Source organism: uncultured Pontibacter sp. (genome assembly GCF_947495565.1).
GTDB lineage: Bacteria > Bacteroidota > Bacteroidia > Cytophagales > Hymenobacteraceae > Pontibacter.
On record NZ_CANLZM010000026.1, the window covers coordinates 1 to 15,721 of the forward strand.

Here is a 15,721-nt window from a genome sequence, read left to right on the forward strand (position 1 = left end):
ATAAGTCTGCAAACTTTTCTTACCTGAACAACCGGCACCTGCTTTTTTATTCAATCAAATCAAAACAGCCTCTTAGATAAAAGGAAGCTTTATATCGAATATGGCACCCTCTCCTGGAGCAGACTTTACAGTAAGCGCGCCTTTGAGTCCATCAACTAAATGTTTTACAAGCGGCAAGCCAAAGCCATAGCCTTGTTCTCCGCCCGTGCCGTCGGTAGAGGTAGCAGTGCCAGCAAGTATAGCTTCTAACTTTGGTACATTCAGGCCAACACCCGTATCACTTACAACAATGTGCAGGTCTTTGGCATTCCCTTTTATTTCTAAATCCAAGTCAACGGTAACTCGGCCTTGAGTAGGAGTAAACTTTATAGCATTGGAAACTAAGTTGCCGGTTATCTGCAGTAACTTGTTCTTCGGGAATGGCACCACACCATTTGCAGGGTTAATATTCACCGAGAAATTAATATCTTTATTCCTTGCCTGAGGTAGGTATAACTTCGTAAGCTTATCCCTAAACATCAGCAGGTTAAGCTCATGTTCGCCAAGCGTCGGTATCTCTTGTGAGGATTTTACTTCCGTGTTTAGAATTTCGTCGGCAAGCTCCAGTAGCGAGGTGCCGCTTTTTTGAATAAGCTTGATGAATTGCAGTACATCATCCAACTTGTTCTGTTCGCCACGTTGGCTAATAAGTTGAGCCAGACCTATAATGCCGCCTATTGGCCCTCTAATATCGTGGGCAACGCGTTTCTTAACTTCCTTTGCCTCAATTAAATCATACTTTAAAGTGTTGATAGCCTGAACCATCATCAGTCGGGCAACAATCTCATCCGCAATAATTTTAAGCAATTCTACTTTTTCCGGATTAAGCGTGCGCTCTACCTTATCAAGAACACAGAGTGCGCCGATACTATGGCCGGCTGGTGTTTTGAGGGGTATACCAAAATAGTAGCGCAGCTTGGGTTCGCCGGTAACGTACGGATCATCCTGAAAGCGCTCATCCTGTGTGAAATCTTTTATCTCCAGGTAATCGCTCTCCATAATGGTGAATTGACAAACAGTTTCGTCACGGGGCGTCTGTTCAACGTCCATACCGTGCCTGGAGATAGTCCACTGCGTAAAGGAGTCGATCAGGTTCAGCAGCGAAATCTCCGTGCCTGCCACTCGTGCGGCAAGCTTTACAAGGTCTTCAAAACTCTCATGATGAGCTGTGTAGTCAAGGTCAAGCTCTGTAAGGTCTAACACCCGCTCAAACTCATTAACCGGAATAGGAGAGTACGTTGGCATAAAGTATGCATTTCAAAATTTTCGCACGAAATAAGATTAAAAAGCTGATACTTACAAGCGTTCTTGTGTTATTGAGTAGCCAGATGTTGTAGGAGTGAACTAACTAAATTATTCAAGCAGCTTTATATTTATATAGGAAATAGCCAGTTTATACTTCTAGCTCCCGATTAACTATTACTTCTTTAGAAAATTTAAGCTCTGGAAATTATTCTCTCCTTTAATTTGAATAATATACTTACCATTTGCAAGATTACTTATATCTAATAGAACCAGACTGCTTCCTCTCCCCAAAATTTGCTTAGTTGTTTTGCCGGTTATACTTCTCAAGATTATACTATACTCTTGTTCCGGCAAAGCTGTCAGGTCCAGATAGGAGTTGCTACATTTGAGCGGACAGGGAGTTAAGCGAAAAAGCAATACCTTAACGTTATGTCACAAGAGAGAAGGAAGTTTGACAAGTACTTCCAGCTGATGGCCGTGGAGCTCAGCAAGAGCCGGGGGAATAACAATGAGCTGGCCAAAGAGCTGGGCGTTCGGCCCGAGCTGATCTACCGCTGGCACTCAGAGCACCTGGAGAAGCCAGAGGGCAGTTTCACGGGCCAAGGTAAAGCCAGGCACACACCGGAGGAGGCCGAGGCAGCCAGGCTCCGCAAGCAGCTCCGGGATGTGGAGATGGAAAGGGACATCCTAAAAAAGGCCATCAGCATCTTCTCCAGGGGAGACGGGAAATCGACGGGTTTTTAAGCTCCCAAAGCTCCAGGTTTCCCGTTGAGAAGATGTGCCAGGTGTTCAAAGTCAGCAGGAGCGGCTACTACGGTTCTTTGAAAGGGTCTGTATCAAGAAGAGCCCAAGAGGCTGCTGTCACTGATCAAGCAGGAGCAGCAGAAGAGCAGGCAGCACTACGGCAGCCCCAGGATCAGCCGGGCCCTGAAAGCCCGGCAAATTCAGGTTTCAAGACCCAGGGTAGCCCGGCTGATGAAGCAGGCCCAGATCAGGGCAAAGACGGCAAGGCGGTTCCGGGCCACCACTGACTCGAGACACGGTTTTGCCGTGAGCGGGAACCTGCTGAACCGAAACTTCTCGGCTGCGGCCACTGGCCAGGCATGGGTGTCGGATGTCACCTACATCAGAACCGGGGAGGGCTGGCTCTACCTGACGGCGGTGCTGGACCTGGCCGACAGGAAAGTGGTGGGCTGAAACCATGAGGGCAGAGCACACGAGTGTGGCGGCTCTGAGAATGGCTGCCGGCAACAGGCCTGTTGCCGGCAGCTGGTCTTTCACTCTGACAGAGGGGTGCAGTACGCCTGCGACGAGTTCAGAAAAGAGCTGGGGGCTTACCCCTTGATCAGCCAGAGCATGAGCCGCAGGGCCACTGCTGGGACAACGCAGTGACTGAGAGCTTCTTTAAGACGATGAAAACGGAGATGGTCTACCACCACCAATTCACCACCAGACACGAGGCCCGGCTGGCTGTGTTTGAGTACATTGCGAGTTTTTACAACCGGAAAAGGAGGCATTCAGCACTTGGCTACCTGACCCCTTGCCAGTATGAAGAATGGTTATACCAACAAGGTATGGCTGCCTAAGATAAAGCCTCCAGTAAACTATTGCAATTCCATGCCGGCCAAGCTGAAATTGATGGAGTGCAAGCCGGTGGCTGAGCGCATTACGGCAAAGGTATTTGGGTTTGTGAAGACGTTTATTAGTGGGATGAACCTTAGGCATCAGTTTCTGTCTGCTGTCTTAATTTTTAGCTTTTAGCCCTGCTTTACTTTCCTTGTGATGTAATAATTGGCTGAAAGGGGCCATACTTATGCTGTTCTTCATTAAAATTATCGGTATAAGGACCAAAAGGATGGTCAAATGGCTTCTTTGATATATCAGGCCAGTCATTGCTGATGTTTTTATTAGGGCGGAGCATTGAGTTAACAAAAGCAGCTACGTCCCAAGCTTCTTCATCAGTTAGTTGAGGGTTGTCATACGTTGCTCCCAAAGGCATATTAGCTTTCACATATTTGGCAAAATTAGAAATGCGGTAAAGGCCAGCACCATCGTTGTAGCTGTTTTCACCCCATAGTGGTGGGTATACATATACTGCACTACCTTGTGGCTTCATGCCTTCGCCTTCTTCGCCGTGGCATACCTGACATTTGTGTATGTATATGACCTTTCCTAATTCAGGACTGGATGCACGGTTCAGCATCTCTATATCCATCAAACCAGAACCCTTCACTTTATTCCCTTTTTTTACATCCTTACCAACCCATTGGATGTAAGCAACCATTGCTCGCATTTCCTTAGTGTCTTTACCAGGTGCGGTTCCGTTAAGACTACGTTCAAAGCAGTCAGCTACACGTTTCGTCACATCCTCTTCCATTCCGGATCTTGCCCTAACTTTAGGATAGGTAGACGCTACTAGCGCATAGTTATTACCGTAGGGCTTCGTGCCGGCATCCAGGTGGCAGTTCTGGCAGTTCATTCCGTTTGATATATGCAGTACACTTCCTTCAGGACCAAGGTATTGAGCTGTGTTTTTTACCAGCTCGTGCCCGTAGCGTATCTGATCACCCTCAGGTGTCGCAGGCAAAGAAGCCAGGTCCGGAACTTTCCATATCTCATCGTCCCCTACAGTTTCAGTAACTTCATTTGGAGCGCTATCCTGAAAGACTTGGCTAAAATCCGGTAAGTAAGTATGTGCAGGTGTTAAACGGAAGATGAAAACTAAAAATAACAGTAGAATGGTAGTAAGGGCGCTTAAGCCTATTAAATTAGAGAACTTAATTAGCAAACTTCCAAACTCTTTGTCATTATCTCTTTTCATAAGGGTAGTATAAAGTGAATAGCAGTACAAGCTAGCTTATACCTATTAACATGTATGTGACTTTTGTCACATGATGCATTTTATTGCAAAACCTTATCAGTTGTTCATAAAAAAAGCAGGAAGCCTAAACTTCCTGCTCTTAGAAACACAAACACTAAACTCTTATCTGAAAGTATAATCCACGTTTGGTAACTGCGAAAGTACCGGCGATTCCAGGTCCAGCACTTTGGCTCTTCCGTCTATTTTAGGAGATACTGTGCCATTCTTTATCAGGTACTCTTTCATCACATCGTGAACGGTATAATCCAGTACTTTAGGGTCTTTGGCATTCGGCATGCGGCACAGCACATGGTCTGGCTCACCGGTTCTGCGGCAAGCAGCCATGGTATATTCCTTCTTCAGGTCAAGTGGCTTACCGCCAATTTGGATAGACTGCACACGCTCTCCCTTCGGCGCATTGGCTTTGAAGGTCAGTACCATTCCGGAGAAGCGAATTACCCAGCCACCAAAGCGCTCCAGTGGCTTCTCTGCGAACACGTTGTGCAGTTCCTGTTCCATCCAGTTCTTTATCTGCTGGCCTGTAGTCTTGCCTGTTTTCACGTTCTCGTTCACAGGTAGCATGTTCCAGATGTCGCTGTAGGTGATAGGCGCCTTGCCTGAGGCATTTGGTACGATCGGGGTACCGAAACGGAAACCGTTTGAAATAGCAATATCAGCACCCGTCTTCCAGCGAACTGCGTCGGTGATCATATTGTCCAGTGCATTCTCCACCACCAGGTAACGGTAGAGCGGTTCCGTGGTATAGCCCAATACACGGTCCATCTGCTCCTTATAAGGCGCCATCTGCTCATCTACTATTTTCTGTACGGTAGGGTCAGCCGGGTATCTCTTAGGGTCTACATCCATCAGTTCATAGTTTTGGTCTACTATTTTACCGTCTTTCACCTGCAGGTCCAAGCGACCAACAAAGGAACCAAAGCCACCCGGTTCTACTACCTGCGCATACTTGCGCTTCAGCGGCTTCCTGATTCTCTCGTGCGTATCGTTGCCCAATATAAAGTCCACGCCTTCAATTTCAGGTTGGTCAGCCAGGTAAATCTGCTTGGAGATTCCCAGGTGCGTTACCAGGAACAGGATGTCCACACCTTTATCTTCTTTCAGTTCTTTGATAAGCGGTTGGAGGTTGTCTTCTAACCCTTTAAAAACAAGCCCTTTGCTGAATACCGGATTTTGGCGAACCGGTACTTCCGGGTCGTTGTAGGAAATGAAGCCTAGTTTTACGCCTTTCATTTCTTTGATGATATAGGGCGGGTACAGCAGCTCAGAGCTGGCCTCGTCGTAGATGTTGGCACACACTACCGGCTTGCCATACGCGGCTAGTATGCTGCGCATTTTCTGGCTGCCAAAGATTACCTCCCAATTACCGGGTATCAGGAAGTCATAGTCCATTGCTTTGATGACAGGGGCGATTGCATCTCCTTCCGACATGGCGGCCACGGCACTTCCCTGTATCAGGTCGCCGCCGTCTACAATAACAGTACCTTCGGGGTTCTCTGCCTTTACCTGTTTGAAGAGCGTCTGGATGTTAGCCACACCGCCGCGCTCTTTAAACACAAACTCCCCGTTCTCCACGAACATCTCCTTGTGGGGCATTAGCTGCCCATGGATGTCGGCTGTCTGTAAGATGGTGATGGTTTCAATGCCATCGTTGCTGGCTTTTGTTTCTCCCTTCCCTGTTGTCTGGCAGGAGGTCATCCAGAAGCCTGCAAGCGGAAGAGCAGTAAGTAGTGTCTTTTTAAATAGGTTAATCATTTTCATGTTGTTAGGGTTGGATAACGAGGTGCCTTTTTGCCTGCAGCTGGTATAAGCGGATATAACCGTTGGAAATCACGGCGGCAGCCTTTGGCAGGGTTTTCTTATCAATTTTGTGTCTGTCCAGCGCAATCTGGCAAGCAGTCACGCTGAAAGTCCCATCTGATTTTTCCTGTATGAACTTTCCTAATTCCTGTTCTGCCGTTATGCTTTTTACAGCATTTCCGATGGCAATCACTTCAAAGTGCTGCACCTGTATTCCTGAATTTTTAAGTTGCTGGTAGGTCTCCCAGGCCCCTTTTATATGCCTGTCTTCTTTGGCTAAAAAGGCATAGGTCTGGTGGTGTTGCAAGTCAGCCTTTTCTGTGGCAGTAAGCGGGGGAAGACTTTGTGCAAAGCTTGTCCCGCTCGTTAGCCGCATAAGCAGAAGCACAATCGGCAGAAGTGCAAATAGTTGATTCAACTTCATATTATAAAATTTATAGGATAATAGTATCGTATTGCGGAAAGCCTGCTGTATAGCTTTATCTCGCAATAGCATCATCTATGGAGGCGGATGGTTACTGCATGCCGATGCAAGGTTTGCGTAGATCCTCGTTAGCAGGTGTGTCTTCTAAAGGAAGGAATCAACCTACCGCAGAGGTGATTCCCCGATAGGAACGGTACAGTAATCCAATAGGGAAAATTTAGCTAAGCCTGGGCGGGTCAGGCTCCAAAAATTTGCTGGGGGAGTAGTAGCTTATCTGATTGAACCCGGATTTTTGGCAGGCCAGGTATAAAGGCACAAACACGAATTCATCAGCGGCTGCCGTGCTTATCAGTTTTACAGAGCAATGGATTTCAACATTTCTATCTTGCTGCCCGTTTTCTGTATCTGGTCCTTTCTTTAGCAGCTGCTTTAAATATATGGCTTTATCAGCCGATGCCGCTAACTGCTTTTGAGCTTCTTTCCTCAGACAAACCTTCTTAATAGAGACACCCGCAAGCTCTCTTGGCACGAAGCTGATGATGGTCAACGTCGAAAGATGTAGGATTAACATCAAAATAGCCCATATGTGCAGGTAGTGCTTCAAGTAATGCTTTTATAGTTTATAACGAAGTTCTGCTATGATATTTTACAAAACAAGCGAAATAGCATGAGCTTAACTGTGACATTTGTCACATAGGTTCAGGCAGCAATGTGTGTACTTGCAAACTATAGACTTATTAGAAGCTTAAAATTAAACTATGCCTATGAACTATGTAGTAAAACTAATTGCTTTCGTGCTGCTTTTTGGATTTAGCAGTTGTCAGCAGGAATCAGGTAGTACAAATGTAAATTTAAATGCAACCGAAGTAAAGCAGCTTATTGCGTCTGGTCAGGATATTATAGTGCTGGATGTGCGGACACCTTATGAATTTCAGGACGGCCACCTGGAAGGCGCTGTTAATATAGACTATACTTCATCGGATTTTGAACAGAAAATAGCCAAACTGGACACCGTCGCCACCTACCTGCTATACTGTAAATCCGGGAACAGAAGTAGTAAAGCAACAGCAGTCATGAAGCGCCATAATTTCAATAACATCTACAACGCAACTGTAGGATTTGACGCGCTTGAATCAGCAGGGATACAAACAAACTAAACGGTGGTGATTTCAAGTAAAAGATCTATCCAGCTGGGCATTTTCTGGCTTATATTGTTTCTGATTGTAGCATCAGACCTAATCAGTGCGCCGTTTGCTTTATTCTCTGGTATCGTATTAGGACTGATTTTTGGTAATCCTTATCCGGCAAAACTGAGCAAGATTACTAAATACGCGCTACAGGCTTCCGTAGTAGGCTTGGGTTTTGGCATTAACCTGTACCAGGTAGCTGAAACCGGTTTAACGGGCTTTTTCTATACGGCCATCTCGCTTATTGCCACTATGGTGGTCGGTTTACTATTGGCAAAACTGCTAGGCGTTGAGAAAAAGCTAAATCACCTTATATCAGCGGGTACGGCTATTTGTGGAGGAAGCGCCATTGCAGCGGTTGCCCCGGCTATCAAAGCATCAGAAAAGGAGATTTCTGTAGCGCTGGGTGTAGTGTTCATTCTGAATGCGCTGGCTTTGTTTGTTTTCCCGTTCATTGGCAATCAGCTGCAACTTTCACAGGAACAGTTCGGGATTTGGGCCGCTATTGCCATACATGATACTAGTTCTGTAGTGGGAGCTGCCACAGAGTTCGGTGAAAAAGCACTCGAGATTGCCACTACGCTTAAACTCACGCGTGCGCTATGGATACTCCCGATGGTACTGATTACAGGCTTTCTGTTTAAGTCTGAAGGCAAGGCAAGCTTCCCAAAGTTCATACTTTTCTTCCTGGTATCATCTCTGTTCAGCACTTTTCTGACTGGCCTGAGCGAAGTGTATGGCTGGCTGACCATGCTGGCCAGGAAAGGCTTAGTTATCAGTTTATTTTTAACGGGTGCTGGCATCAGCATGTCGCTGCTCAGAACCATTAGTATCAGGCCATTCCTACAAGGAGTGGTGCTTTGGCTGGTTGTGGCAGCAGGCTCTCTGCTGGCGGTTTACTATGTAGTTTAACAGAGTAGCAGCATTGCCTGTAAAAGGAATTATATAACATATTAAACTCAATGGCTACAGAACTAACTAAACTTAGTTCTGTAGCCTTATCTACTTAACTATGGACACACATAAGAATTTAACTATTCTTCAGCTCAACGATACCCATGCCTACCTGGAGCCTCACCAGGAAATGTTCTGGGAGAGTGGTAAATCGAAATACCGTCAAGCAGGTGGCTTTGCCAAGATAGCAGGTTATATGAAACAGCTTCGGAAAGAGCAAAAAGGTGTGCTGGCACTAGATTGCGGAGATACGTTTCACGGCACCTATCCGGCTGTTGCATCGAAAGGTGAAGTGATGGTGCCTGTGTTGAATGAACTTGGCCTGGCAGCCATGACGGCACATTGGGAATTTGCCTACGGTCCGGAGCAGTTCAGGAAACTGAGTGCGATGCTCAACTATCCTATGGTGGCTATCAATGTGTTTGAGAAAGCTACAGATAAGCTGGTGTTTGCGCCTTATGCCTTGAAAGAAGTAAGTGGCTTGAAAATAGGTATAGTAGGCATTGCCTGTAACATCGTTGATAAGACCATGCCCCCGCACTTCAGCGAAGGCATCTATTTTACGTTGGGCAATGAAGAACTGCCCGGCTACATTCAAAAGCTAAGGCAGGAAGAAAAGGTTAATTTACTTATTCTGATCTCTCACCTGGGCTTTCCGCAGAATATGAAGCTGCTTTCCGAAGTGGAAGGCGTGGATATTTGCTTGAGTAGCCATACCCATTACCGTACAACTAATGCTGCAAAACAGGGGCAAACGATTGTGATTGAGTCTGGCTGTCACGGTTCCTTCCTGGGGCGGCTGGATCTGACCATAGAAAATGGCAGAATCTCCAACTATAAACATGAGCTGGTAGAAATTTCCGATAAACTACCTGACGATGCTCACATGCAGGAACTGGTGCAGCAAGCTGTTCAGCCTTACAAAAAAGAGCTAAACCAGATAGTGGGAGAGACGGCTACGGTACTGAACCGGAATAACATTCTTGAATCTACCATGGATAATTTCCTGCTGCAAAGTATGCTGCACGCAACAGGAGCAGAGCTGGCTTTTTCGAATGGTTGGCGTTACGGAGCACCTGTTGTTCCCGGACCTGTTACCCTGAACGACCTTTACAACATCATCCCCATGAATCCGCCTATACAAACGGTAGAACTGACGGGGCAGGAACTACAGGACATGCTGGAAGAGAACCTGGAGAAAACGTTTTCACCGGACCCTTACGCGCAGCAAGGCGGATTTTTAAAGCGCTGCTTGGGCTTAAGAGCCTTTGTGAAGATAGAAGCGCCTAAAGATAACCGTATTCAGAAGCTCTTTGTGAACGACGAAGAACTGGACTTACAGCGAAGGTATAAAGCCGCTTTCGTGACAGAGCAGGGCGTGCCTGAAAAGTATGGTGCCAACCGCGCCAACGCAGGTATTAAGGCTATCGAAGCCATGAAGCAATACCTGGATAACCATTCTCCTGTTCGTGCTGACCTGTTAGGCACATTCACGGCTGTATAAATCTCACCAATTATAGTACGATGAAGATAAGTATGCATTTGGGATTACCCTTTATGATGGCGCCACTTATACTTGCAGGCGCTTGTACAAACTCAAACCCGACAGCAACGGCTGCAAGCGAAATAGCAGGAAAAGAGCAGAAATCAATAATCATTTTGCACACCAATGACATGCACGGTTCTTATATGCCTTTCCTGACGACAACGGATAATGCGACAGCCCAAACCGGCGACGCTGGTCGCGATACACTTATAATATTCGATAAAACAGCCAAGATAGGGGGCTATGCCTATCTGGCTACCGCTGTTAATAAGGTGCGAAATGAGAAGGGGGCAGATAAGGTGTTGCTGGTAGATGGCGGTGATACATTTAGTGACGACCAACTGGGCAACCTGACCAAAGGTGAAGCCTTGATCCGTTTAATGAATGCGGTGAATTATGACCTGATGGCGCTCGGAAACCATGATTTTGACTATGGTTTGCAGCGCACGAGCGAACTAGAGCAATTGGCGACCTTTCCAATGCGGGCAGCAAACATTACAGATGACAACACGCAGCAAACTGTTTTCGGAGAGCCTTACATCATCAAGGAGAAGAATGGTGTGAAGGTGGCTATTCTAGCCCTTGGTTACCGAAATACACCTAAAACCGGTAATCCGGATAATGTGAAGGGACTTACCTTTAAAGTAGGGCAGGAAGTCGCGCAGACCTATGTGCCGGAACTCCGAAAAAAAGCCGATGTAGTGGTGGTGCTTTCACATGAAGGAACGGCTGTGGATTACAAAATGGCGCGTGAAGTAGCAGGTATAGACCTGATCATAGGAGCCCATAGCCACGACATACTGGAACCAAGAAAGAAGATAGGGCGGACCTATGTGGTGCAGGCTATGTCAGATGCAGCGGTGTTAGGTGAAACAGAACTGGTAGTAAGGGACCAAAAACTGATTGATGTGAAAACGCATCATCATTGGCTCTGGAACGAGCAGGTGCAGCCTGATGCAGCCATGCAAGCGCTGATTGACGAACAGCGCAAACCACACCTGGAAAAGCTACAGGAATATGTGGTGGAAAGCAAAGCAGTCATCGGCAGACAGTATAAATCTGAAAGCCCATTTGATAAACTGGTAGGTAATCTGCTAATAGAAAGCTTCAGTGGAGACATAGCTATTATGCCGGGAGTAGGGTATGGTATCTCTTTAAAGTCTGGTCCTGCGACAAGTGAAGAAATATATAAGCTGTTGCCACACCCATCCAAGATAGTAACTCTAACTATGACAGGAAAGCAGTTGAAATCAACTCTGGAGCAGGCGGCAAAAAATTTAAAGCCGGATAACAAACTGGAAGCGGTGGGTGGTCTTATCCAAACAGCAGGCATCCGCTATGAAATGGATCTTACCAAGCCAGTCGGACAACGAATCAGCAACGTACAAATTAAAAGTCAACCAGTCGAAGATACACAGAATTACAAGGTTGTCACCCATAATGGCTTACTAACCGGGCTGCATAACTTCGATGAGATAGGCAAAGGGCAAAACATCAACAGAGCAGTGCAACCATTAACCGACTTCATCATTCAGAAGTTAAAGGAAATGAAGACAGTAGATATGCCAGCTAATATGGGCGAAGTGACCATCAAACGCTAAGTATAAACTACTTATCAAACTAAAAGTCCCGTGGTAAATCTCTTCCACGGGACTTTTAGTTTGCCTGAAAGCACAACCTCTTATACTTTCTCCAGGTGTTTTATTTCTTCTTTCCTTATACTTGACTCACCGTTCGAGCGGTTGTTCAGGAATGGATGTAACTGTTGATCTACAAACGACTCCGGATACTGCTCTACATCATCAAAGCCTAGTGCAATATCACGGCCATCTTTGGGCATATAAACTGTACCAAACAGGTAATCCCAAACACTTAAGCTGATGCCACTGTTTGCGCCGTAACGATGGGGCATATGCTTGGCGTGGTGCCAGATGTGCATCTGCGGATTATTAAATAGGTAGCGTAACGGACCTAACGGAACGTTTATGTTAGAATGGTTGAAATGGCCAATAGAAGTCGCAAAAATGTGCACTAAAAAGACATCCTGAATACCAAAACCTATCATGGCCAGCGGGATGTACTCTTTTGTTCTGTAAACTATAGTTTCGGCCCAATGGAAGCGCAGGTGCGCCGCAAAGCCCATTTGTTGCACTGAATGATGGACCTTGTGAAAGCGCCACAGTAATTCGGAGCAGTGCAGCAGCCGGTGTACGTTCCATTATATAAAATCGCGGACTATAAATAAAGTGAGCAGCTGCGCCCCCATGGGCCATGACTGCACTTCAAAAGCTACCAGGTTGGTAATGCCAAATAACGACAGGAAATCATTGAACGCTTCTACACCAATGTTAGAAATGGCATTGAACCCGATAAGCGAAAACAGGAAGAAGTTGAAGAACATGTAAAAGCCATCGAGCCAGAAATCCTTTCGGAGTATAGCCTGTTGGGCACGCCAGGGCTTAACTATTTCTAAAAGCCAGAAGATAAGCGATAAGCCGATCAGCCAGTAGAAATAGTTACCCCAACCCGGATTAAGAACTTCCCGCAAAAGGTAGTTTCCATAATCCGTAAAAGACGAGACGAAGATCTGCCAGTATTTTGCCAATAGATATACTTTTATAGTTTCTAAAACTTAATGTAACTCCAGCCTTCTTCCTGTTTAGTTACGATTTCACCAATGCCCATTGGCACTGTAGGTACATTCGGCAGCAGCTGGCTCTTTTCTACTTTAGCTCTTTTCATCGTATTCTCGCAAGCAGCAAAAACTACCCCTTTGGCTTGTAATTCTTTTATGGCGTTGGCTTGGGTTGATTTACCAGTAACCAACATGTTGAGCGCTTTGCCGTGGACCACCACTTCAATTTGTGCATCAGGCCAGCCGCGTTTTATGTTATTTAACTGGCGCATCAAGCCGGCATGCATTGTAGTGTCAGCTACCGACAGATCATAAACAATCTTCCGCTGCGAAGTTTGTTCCGTTTTTTTAGCTTTCGACTTTGTTTGTGCCTGGGCCATGGAAAGAGGCGCTACCAGAGTAGCCACCAGCACCATCATGATCAGTTTCAATTTCATAATTTGCTTGTTTAAGTATATGATTTGCTAAATTCTTGAGCTTGGAAGTATAGCTTCCATAATTTAATTGGTTGTAAGCCATATGCATAGTCCACTCCTCGCAAACTATGCATATGGATAGATATTACTTTTTTACCATCCCCTGCAGAAACTCCACAACTTCCGGTGTGTTGTAATCGGCCATGCCTTCCTGCTTGGCCACGATCTTACCTTCCAGTGAAATGATGAAGGTAGTAGGTATGGCGTTAGAGTAGAACTCCTGCGGGAACTGGCTGGCCGGCTTGTATACCGGGAATGTGTACTTTTTCTTATCGACAAACTTCTTCACCTTTTCCATGCCACCTTCATCTACAGAAAGCATTACAAAGGCAATTTTATCAGAGCCTACCTTGTCGTATAGTTTCTGGATGTTTGGCATCTCAGCGATACACGGCGGGCACCAGGTCGCCCAGATGTTCAGGAATACCACTTTGCCTTTCAGGCTTTCAAAGGCTACTTGTTTGCCCTGCACGTCTACCATTTTAAAACTGGCTCCGGCCATTTCAGTATTCGCCACGGCGGCATCTACTACTGCGGTAGCGTCCGGGTTCTGCAAGGTTTCCGCTACATCTGCGTTTTTAATGCTTGTAGCCAGCAGGATGCGCTGCACTTGGCCAATGGACTCTGTATGCAAACCGGTTAAGTATAAAATTCCAAATACGCCAAGCATCACAGCCCAGCCCGGTATATCCTTTATTGAAAATTTCCTCTTACTCATGCTGTTGATTTGTTAATGAAGCTAAATTGGCTGAATCTTTTAAGGTGTTATGTGACTAAAGTTCCACAGTAGTATAGCCTTTTTGCTTAAGGTCAAACATGTAGGTCAGGCCATTCGGTGTGATCTCTACTCCATCCACCAAATCGGCAGCAGTTATGTTGAACTGCTTCAGCGACATGCCGCACAGCATGTACGTAACCCCGGCAGCGCTGCCTTTCGCTATCTCTGCAGCCATCGTACCATCCTTTTTGAAGGCTTCTACCGACTTTCCGCATGCCATCACCACAAAGGCTTCACGGTTATACTTGCTGTCTTTGGTAACCGTCTCAGCTGTGTTTACGGCTGCTTTTAAGTGATTTGACTGGCTTATGAGCACGGCATATTTTGTGTTTGTAGCAAGTGCGGTTGAGATCTGTTGCGTGGTATTTTGAGCACTTGTTGTAGCGCAGGAACCAAGCAATACCATCAGTCCTAAAGCTACTATAGTTACATAGCCCTTATTTCGTGAAGGAATAGGAATAATTCTCTTTTTCTGTTCAAGGAACGAATCTATACTATAGTACACAGCACCGTTTATGATAAAAAAGATGAGAAAGCCAACCAGCGCCACGTTTTTAAACAAAGGTCCATAGTCTCCGCTCCCTACCTGTACGGTCAGCGTGATCGGTATCAATATAGCCAGCAATCCGGCAGAAGCCAGTTTGGTTTTGAAACCGGCTAACAGCATAAAACCACTAATGAGCAAACCTGCGCCTGAAAGTAAGATAAGTGTTTCGGCGGATGCCATCCAAGTGGCCAGGTGTGCGAACGGTGCTTTTTCTAAACGTGCGGCTGCAACGGCAGTTTTCAAGAAGTGGCTTATTCCAGCCATAATAAAGATTAGGCTGCCCAGGCTGCGCAGCACCAAGAATGATATTTTTTGTCTTGGAGTAGTTTCCATGAGTTTTGATTTTTCTTAAAATAAATTGTTAGATAAAGTATAAGCATACCTATAGCAATTCACCTATTGGGGAAGTAGCGGTATGGCAGCACCAACTGTAACTATGAATAAACAAGCTGATGCATTCAATCTATCGGGTGTATTTTAAGAAAGTCGGGGTGGCTCAGGGTCTTGCTCCAACACAGGAGCAAGATGCTTCCTGATGTGTGGAAGTATAAATTTGTAGGGTGATACAAAAGAGATAAAAAGCTCTGAAGGCAGCTCATTAACGATGGCGTATACCTGCTGGCTGCAATCAATAACTATACCTGCTGTGTTGTTCTCCTGATTGGAGTGTGTCTGGTGTTTCAGGCATTTTTTGGCACAAGGCTTTTTGCCAAAATGCTTGCTGTATTTACAGTCTTTTTTCAGCGCTGCCTGCTGTGCAAAGCTGCGCAAACTATCGTTCTTCGGAATCGTGAAGAGCAGTAGCGTAAGGCTTACAAATAACAGCAGGTAGTTTTTCATGTTTTTTTAAGCGCTACAGTATCTGTTTAAGAAGGAAAGTAGGCAGAAGTCATAGTTACTTAATTTTCCTTCAGAGTATGCTGTTGGGTAACTTTAACAAAGTTAATACTACATTCCTTACTATGCCACAGCAGCTTTTTGGTACAGCACATCCTATATTCTGAGAGTAATCCGGCACCCACAGTAAGTATAGCGGTACCAAGTATAACAGCTTCCAGTCCGAACAAATCACCAAATATACCGGCAGCAACCGCACCGGCAACGTAGCCAAAATCACGCCAGAAGCGGAAAATGCCTAGAAGCTATCTCATAAATTGTTTAAGCAGAATCAGCATACAAGCCAGCAGAATAAAAGCCTTGAAGTTCTCTTCT

17 protein-coding genes and 2 pseudogenes are annotated in these 15,721 nt (G+C 45.8%); 8 read left to right on the top strand and 11 right to left on the bottom strand.

Going from position 1 to position 15,721, the window contains the following annotated elements:
* Positions 1 to 72: 72 nt before the first annotated feature.
* Together Q1B04_RS19630 and Q1B04_RS20090 are read right to left on the bottom strand one after the other, a co-directional pair.
* Entirely contained in the window at positions 73 to 1,284 is a 1,212-nt protein-coding gene (locus Q1B04_RS19630; protein WP_299762588.1) for a GAF domain-containing sensor histidine kinase, read from the bottom strand.
* 174 nt (positions 1,285 to 1,458) lie between these two features.
* Positions 1,459 to 1,701 carry a T9SS type A sorting domain-containing protein gene (locus Q1B04_RS20090; protein ID WP_366524747.1) on the bottom strand — a complete coding sequence of 81 codons (243 nt, stop codon included), beginning with the start codon at positions 1,699 to 1,701 and terminating at the stop codon, positions 1,459 to 1,461.
* Between the two features lie 12 nt (positions 1,702 to 1,713).
* On the opposite strand from Q1B04_RS20090, the gene Q1B04_RS19635 reads away from it, so the two are divergent.
* The 4 genes and pseudogenes from Q1B04_RS19635 (at position 1,714) to Q1B04_RS19650 (ending at position 2,870) form a co-directional block, all read left to right on the top strand.
* The gene (locus tag Q1B04_RS19635) at positions 1,714 to 2,028 is read left to right on the top strand and encodes a transposase (RefSeq protein WP_299762591.1); all 315 of its coding nucleotides are present in this window, start codon (positions 1,714 to 1,716) and stop codon (positions 2,026 to 2,028) included.
* A 123-nt stretch (positions 2,029 to 2,151) separates the two neighbouring features.
* Positions 2,152 to 2,241: pseudogene (locus Q1B04_RS20095) on the top strand (hypothetical protein); the annotation flags it as partial.
* Between the two features lie 93 nt (positions 2,242 to 2,334).
* Positions 2,335 to 2,481: a hypothetical protein gene (locus tag Q1B04_RS19645; protein ID WP_299762596.1), complete on the top strand. Its 147-nt coding sequence runs from the start codon at positions 2,335 to 2,337 to the stop codon at positions 2,479 to 2,481.
* 107 nt (positions 2,482 to 2,588) lie between these two features.
* The gene (locus tag Q1B04_RS19650; protein WP_299762629.1) at positions 2,589 to 2,870 is read left to right on the top strand and encodes an IS3 family transposase; all 282 of its coding nucleotides are present in this window, start codon (positions 2,589 to 2,591) and stop codon (positions 2,868 to 2,870) included.
* A gap of 182 nt (positions 2,871 to 3,052) precedes the next feature.
* Here Q1B04_RS19650 and Q1B04_RS19655 read toward each other — a convergent pair whose 3' ends face one another.
* From Q1B04_RS19655 to Q1B04_RS19670, 4 genes are all read right to left on the bottom strand, one after another.
* On the bottom strand, positions 3,053 to 4,105 hold the full coding sequence (locus tag Q1B04_RS19655; RefSeq protein WP_299762598.1) for a c-type cytochrome: 1,053 nt from the start codon (positions 4,103 to 4,105) through the stop codon (positions 3,053 to 3,055).
* Positions 4,106 to 4,267: 162 nt separating this feature from the next.
* Positions 4,268 to 5,923 (bottom strand): 5'-nucleotidase C-terminal domain-containing protein, encoded by a 1,656-nt coding sequence (locus tag Q1B04_RS19660; protein WP_299762600.1) that lies wholly within the window; start codon positions 5,921 to 5,923, stop codon positions 4,268 to 4,270.
* A gap of 4 nt (positions 5,924 to 5,927) precedes the next feature.
* A complete protein-coding gene (locus tag Q1B04_RS19665) occupies positions 5,928 to 6,386 on the bottom strand; it encodes a hypothetical protein (protein WP_299762602.1) in 459 nt (152 codons plus the stop codon).
* Between the two features lie 217 nt (positions 6,387 to 6,603).
* A complete protein-coding gene (locus tag Q1B04_RS19670) occupies positions 6,604 to 6,990 on the bottom strand; it encodes a hypothetical protein (RefSeq protein ID WP_299762604.1) in 387 nt (128 codons plus the stop codon).
* Between the two features lie 160 nt (positions 6,991 to 7,150).
* Here Q1B04_RS19670 and Q1B04_RS19675 point away from each other — a divergent pair, with 160 nt between their 5' ends.
* From Q1B04_RS19675 to Q1B04_RS19690, 4 genes are all read left to right on the top strand, one after another.
* Positions 7,151 to 7,543: a rhodanese-like domain-containing protein gene (locus Q1B04_RS19675; RefSeq protein WP_299762606.1), complete on the top strand. Its 393-nt coding sequence runs from the start codon at positions 7,151 to 7,153 to the stop codon at positions 7,541 to 7,543.
* A gap of 6 nt (positions 7,544 to 7,549) precedes the next feature.
* A complete protein-coding gene (locus Q1B04_RS19680) occupies positions 7,550 to 8,485 on the top strand; it encodes a putative sulfate exporter family transporter (RefSeq protein ID WP_299762608.1) in 936 nt (311 codons plus the stop codon).
* Positions 8,486 to 8,585: 100 nt separating this feature from the next.
* Entirely contained in the window at positions 8,586 to 10,031 is a 1,446-nt protein-coding gene (locus tag Q1B04_RS19685) for a bifunctional metallophosphatase/5'-nucleotidase (protein WP_299762610.1), read from the top strand.
* A gap of 32 nt (positions 10,032 to 10,063) precedes the next feature.
* The gene (locus Q1B04_RS19690) at positions 10,064 to 11,674 is read left to right on the top strand and encodes a bifunctional UDP-sugar hydrolase/5'-nucleotidase (protein ID WP_299762613.1); all 1,611 of its coding nucleotides are present in this window, start codon (positions 10,064 to 10,066) and stop codon (positions 11,672 to 11,674) included.
* 80 nt (positions 11,675 to 11,754) lie between these two features.
* Here the strand turns inward: Q1B04_RS19690 and Q1B04_RS19695 are convergent.
* The 5 genes and pseudogenes from Q1B04_RS19695 to Q1B04_RS19715 all read right to left on the bottom strand — a co-directional run bounded on the left by Q1B04_RS19695 (position 11,755) and on the right by Q1B04_RS19715 (position 15,349).
* Positions 11,755 to 12,678: pseudogene (locus tag Q1B04_RS19695) on the bottom strand (sterol desaturase family protein).
* Between the two features lie 20 nt (positions 12,679 to 12,698).
* Entirely contained in the window at positions 12,699 to 13,145 is a 447-nt protein-coding gene (locus Q1B04_RS19700; RefSeq protein WP_299762616.1) for a DsrE family protein, read from the bottom strand.
* Between the two features lie 124 nt (positions 13,146 to 13,269).
* Positions 13,270 to 13,902, bottom strand: a complete 633-nt coding sequence (locus tag Q1B04_RS19705) for a TlpA disulfide reductase family protein (RefSeq protein ID WP_299762619.1) — start codon at positions 13,900 to 13,902, stop codon at positions 13,270 to 13,272.
* A gap of 55 nt (positions 13,903 to 13,957) precedes the next feature.
* Complete coding sequence (locus tag Q1B04_RS19710; RefSeq protein ID WP_299762622.1) at positions 13,958 to 14,842, bottom strand: DsrE family protein; 885 nt, start codon at positions 14,840 to 14,842, stop codon at positions 13,958 to 13,960.
* A gap of 144 nt (positions 14,843 to 14,986) precedes the next feature.
* Complete coding sequence (locus Q1B04_RS19715; RefSeq protein WP_299762624.1) at positions 14,987 to 15,349, bottom strand: hypothetical protein; 363 nt, start codon at positions 15,347 to 15,349, stop codon at positions 14,987 to 14,989.
* Between the last annotated feature and the right edge of the window lie 372 nt (positions 15,350 to 15,721).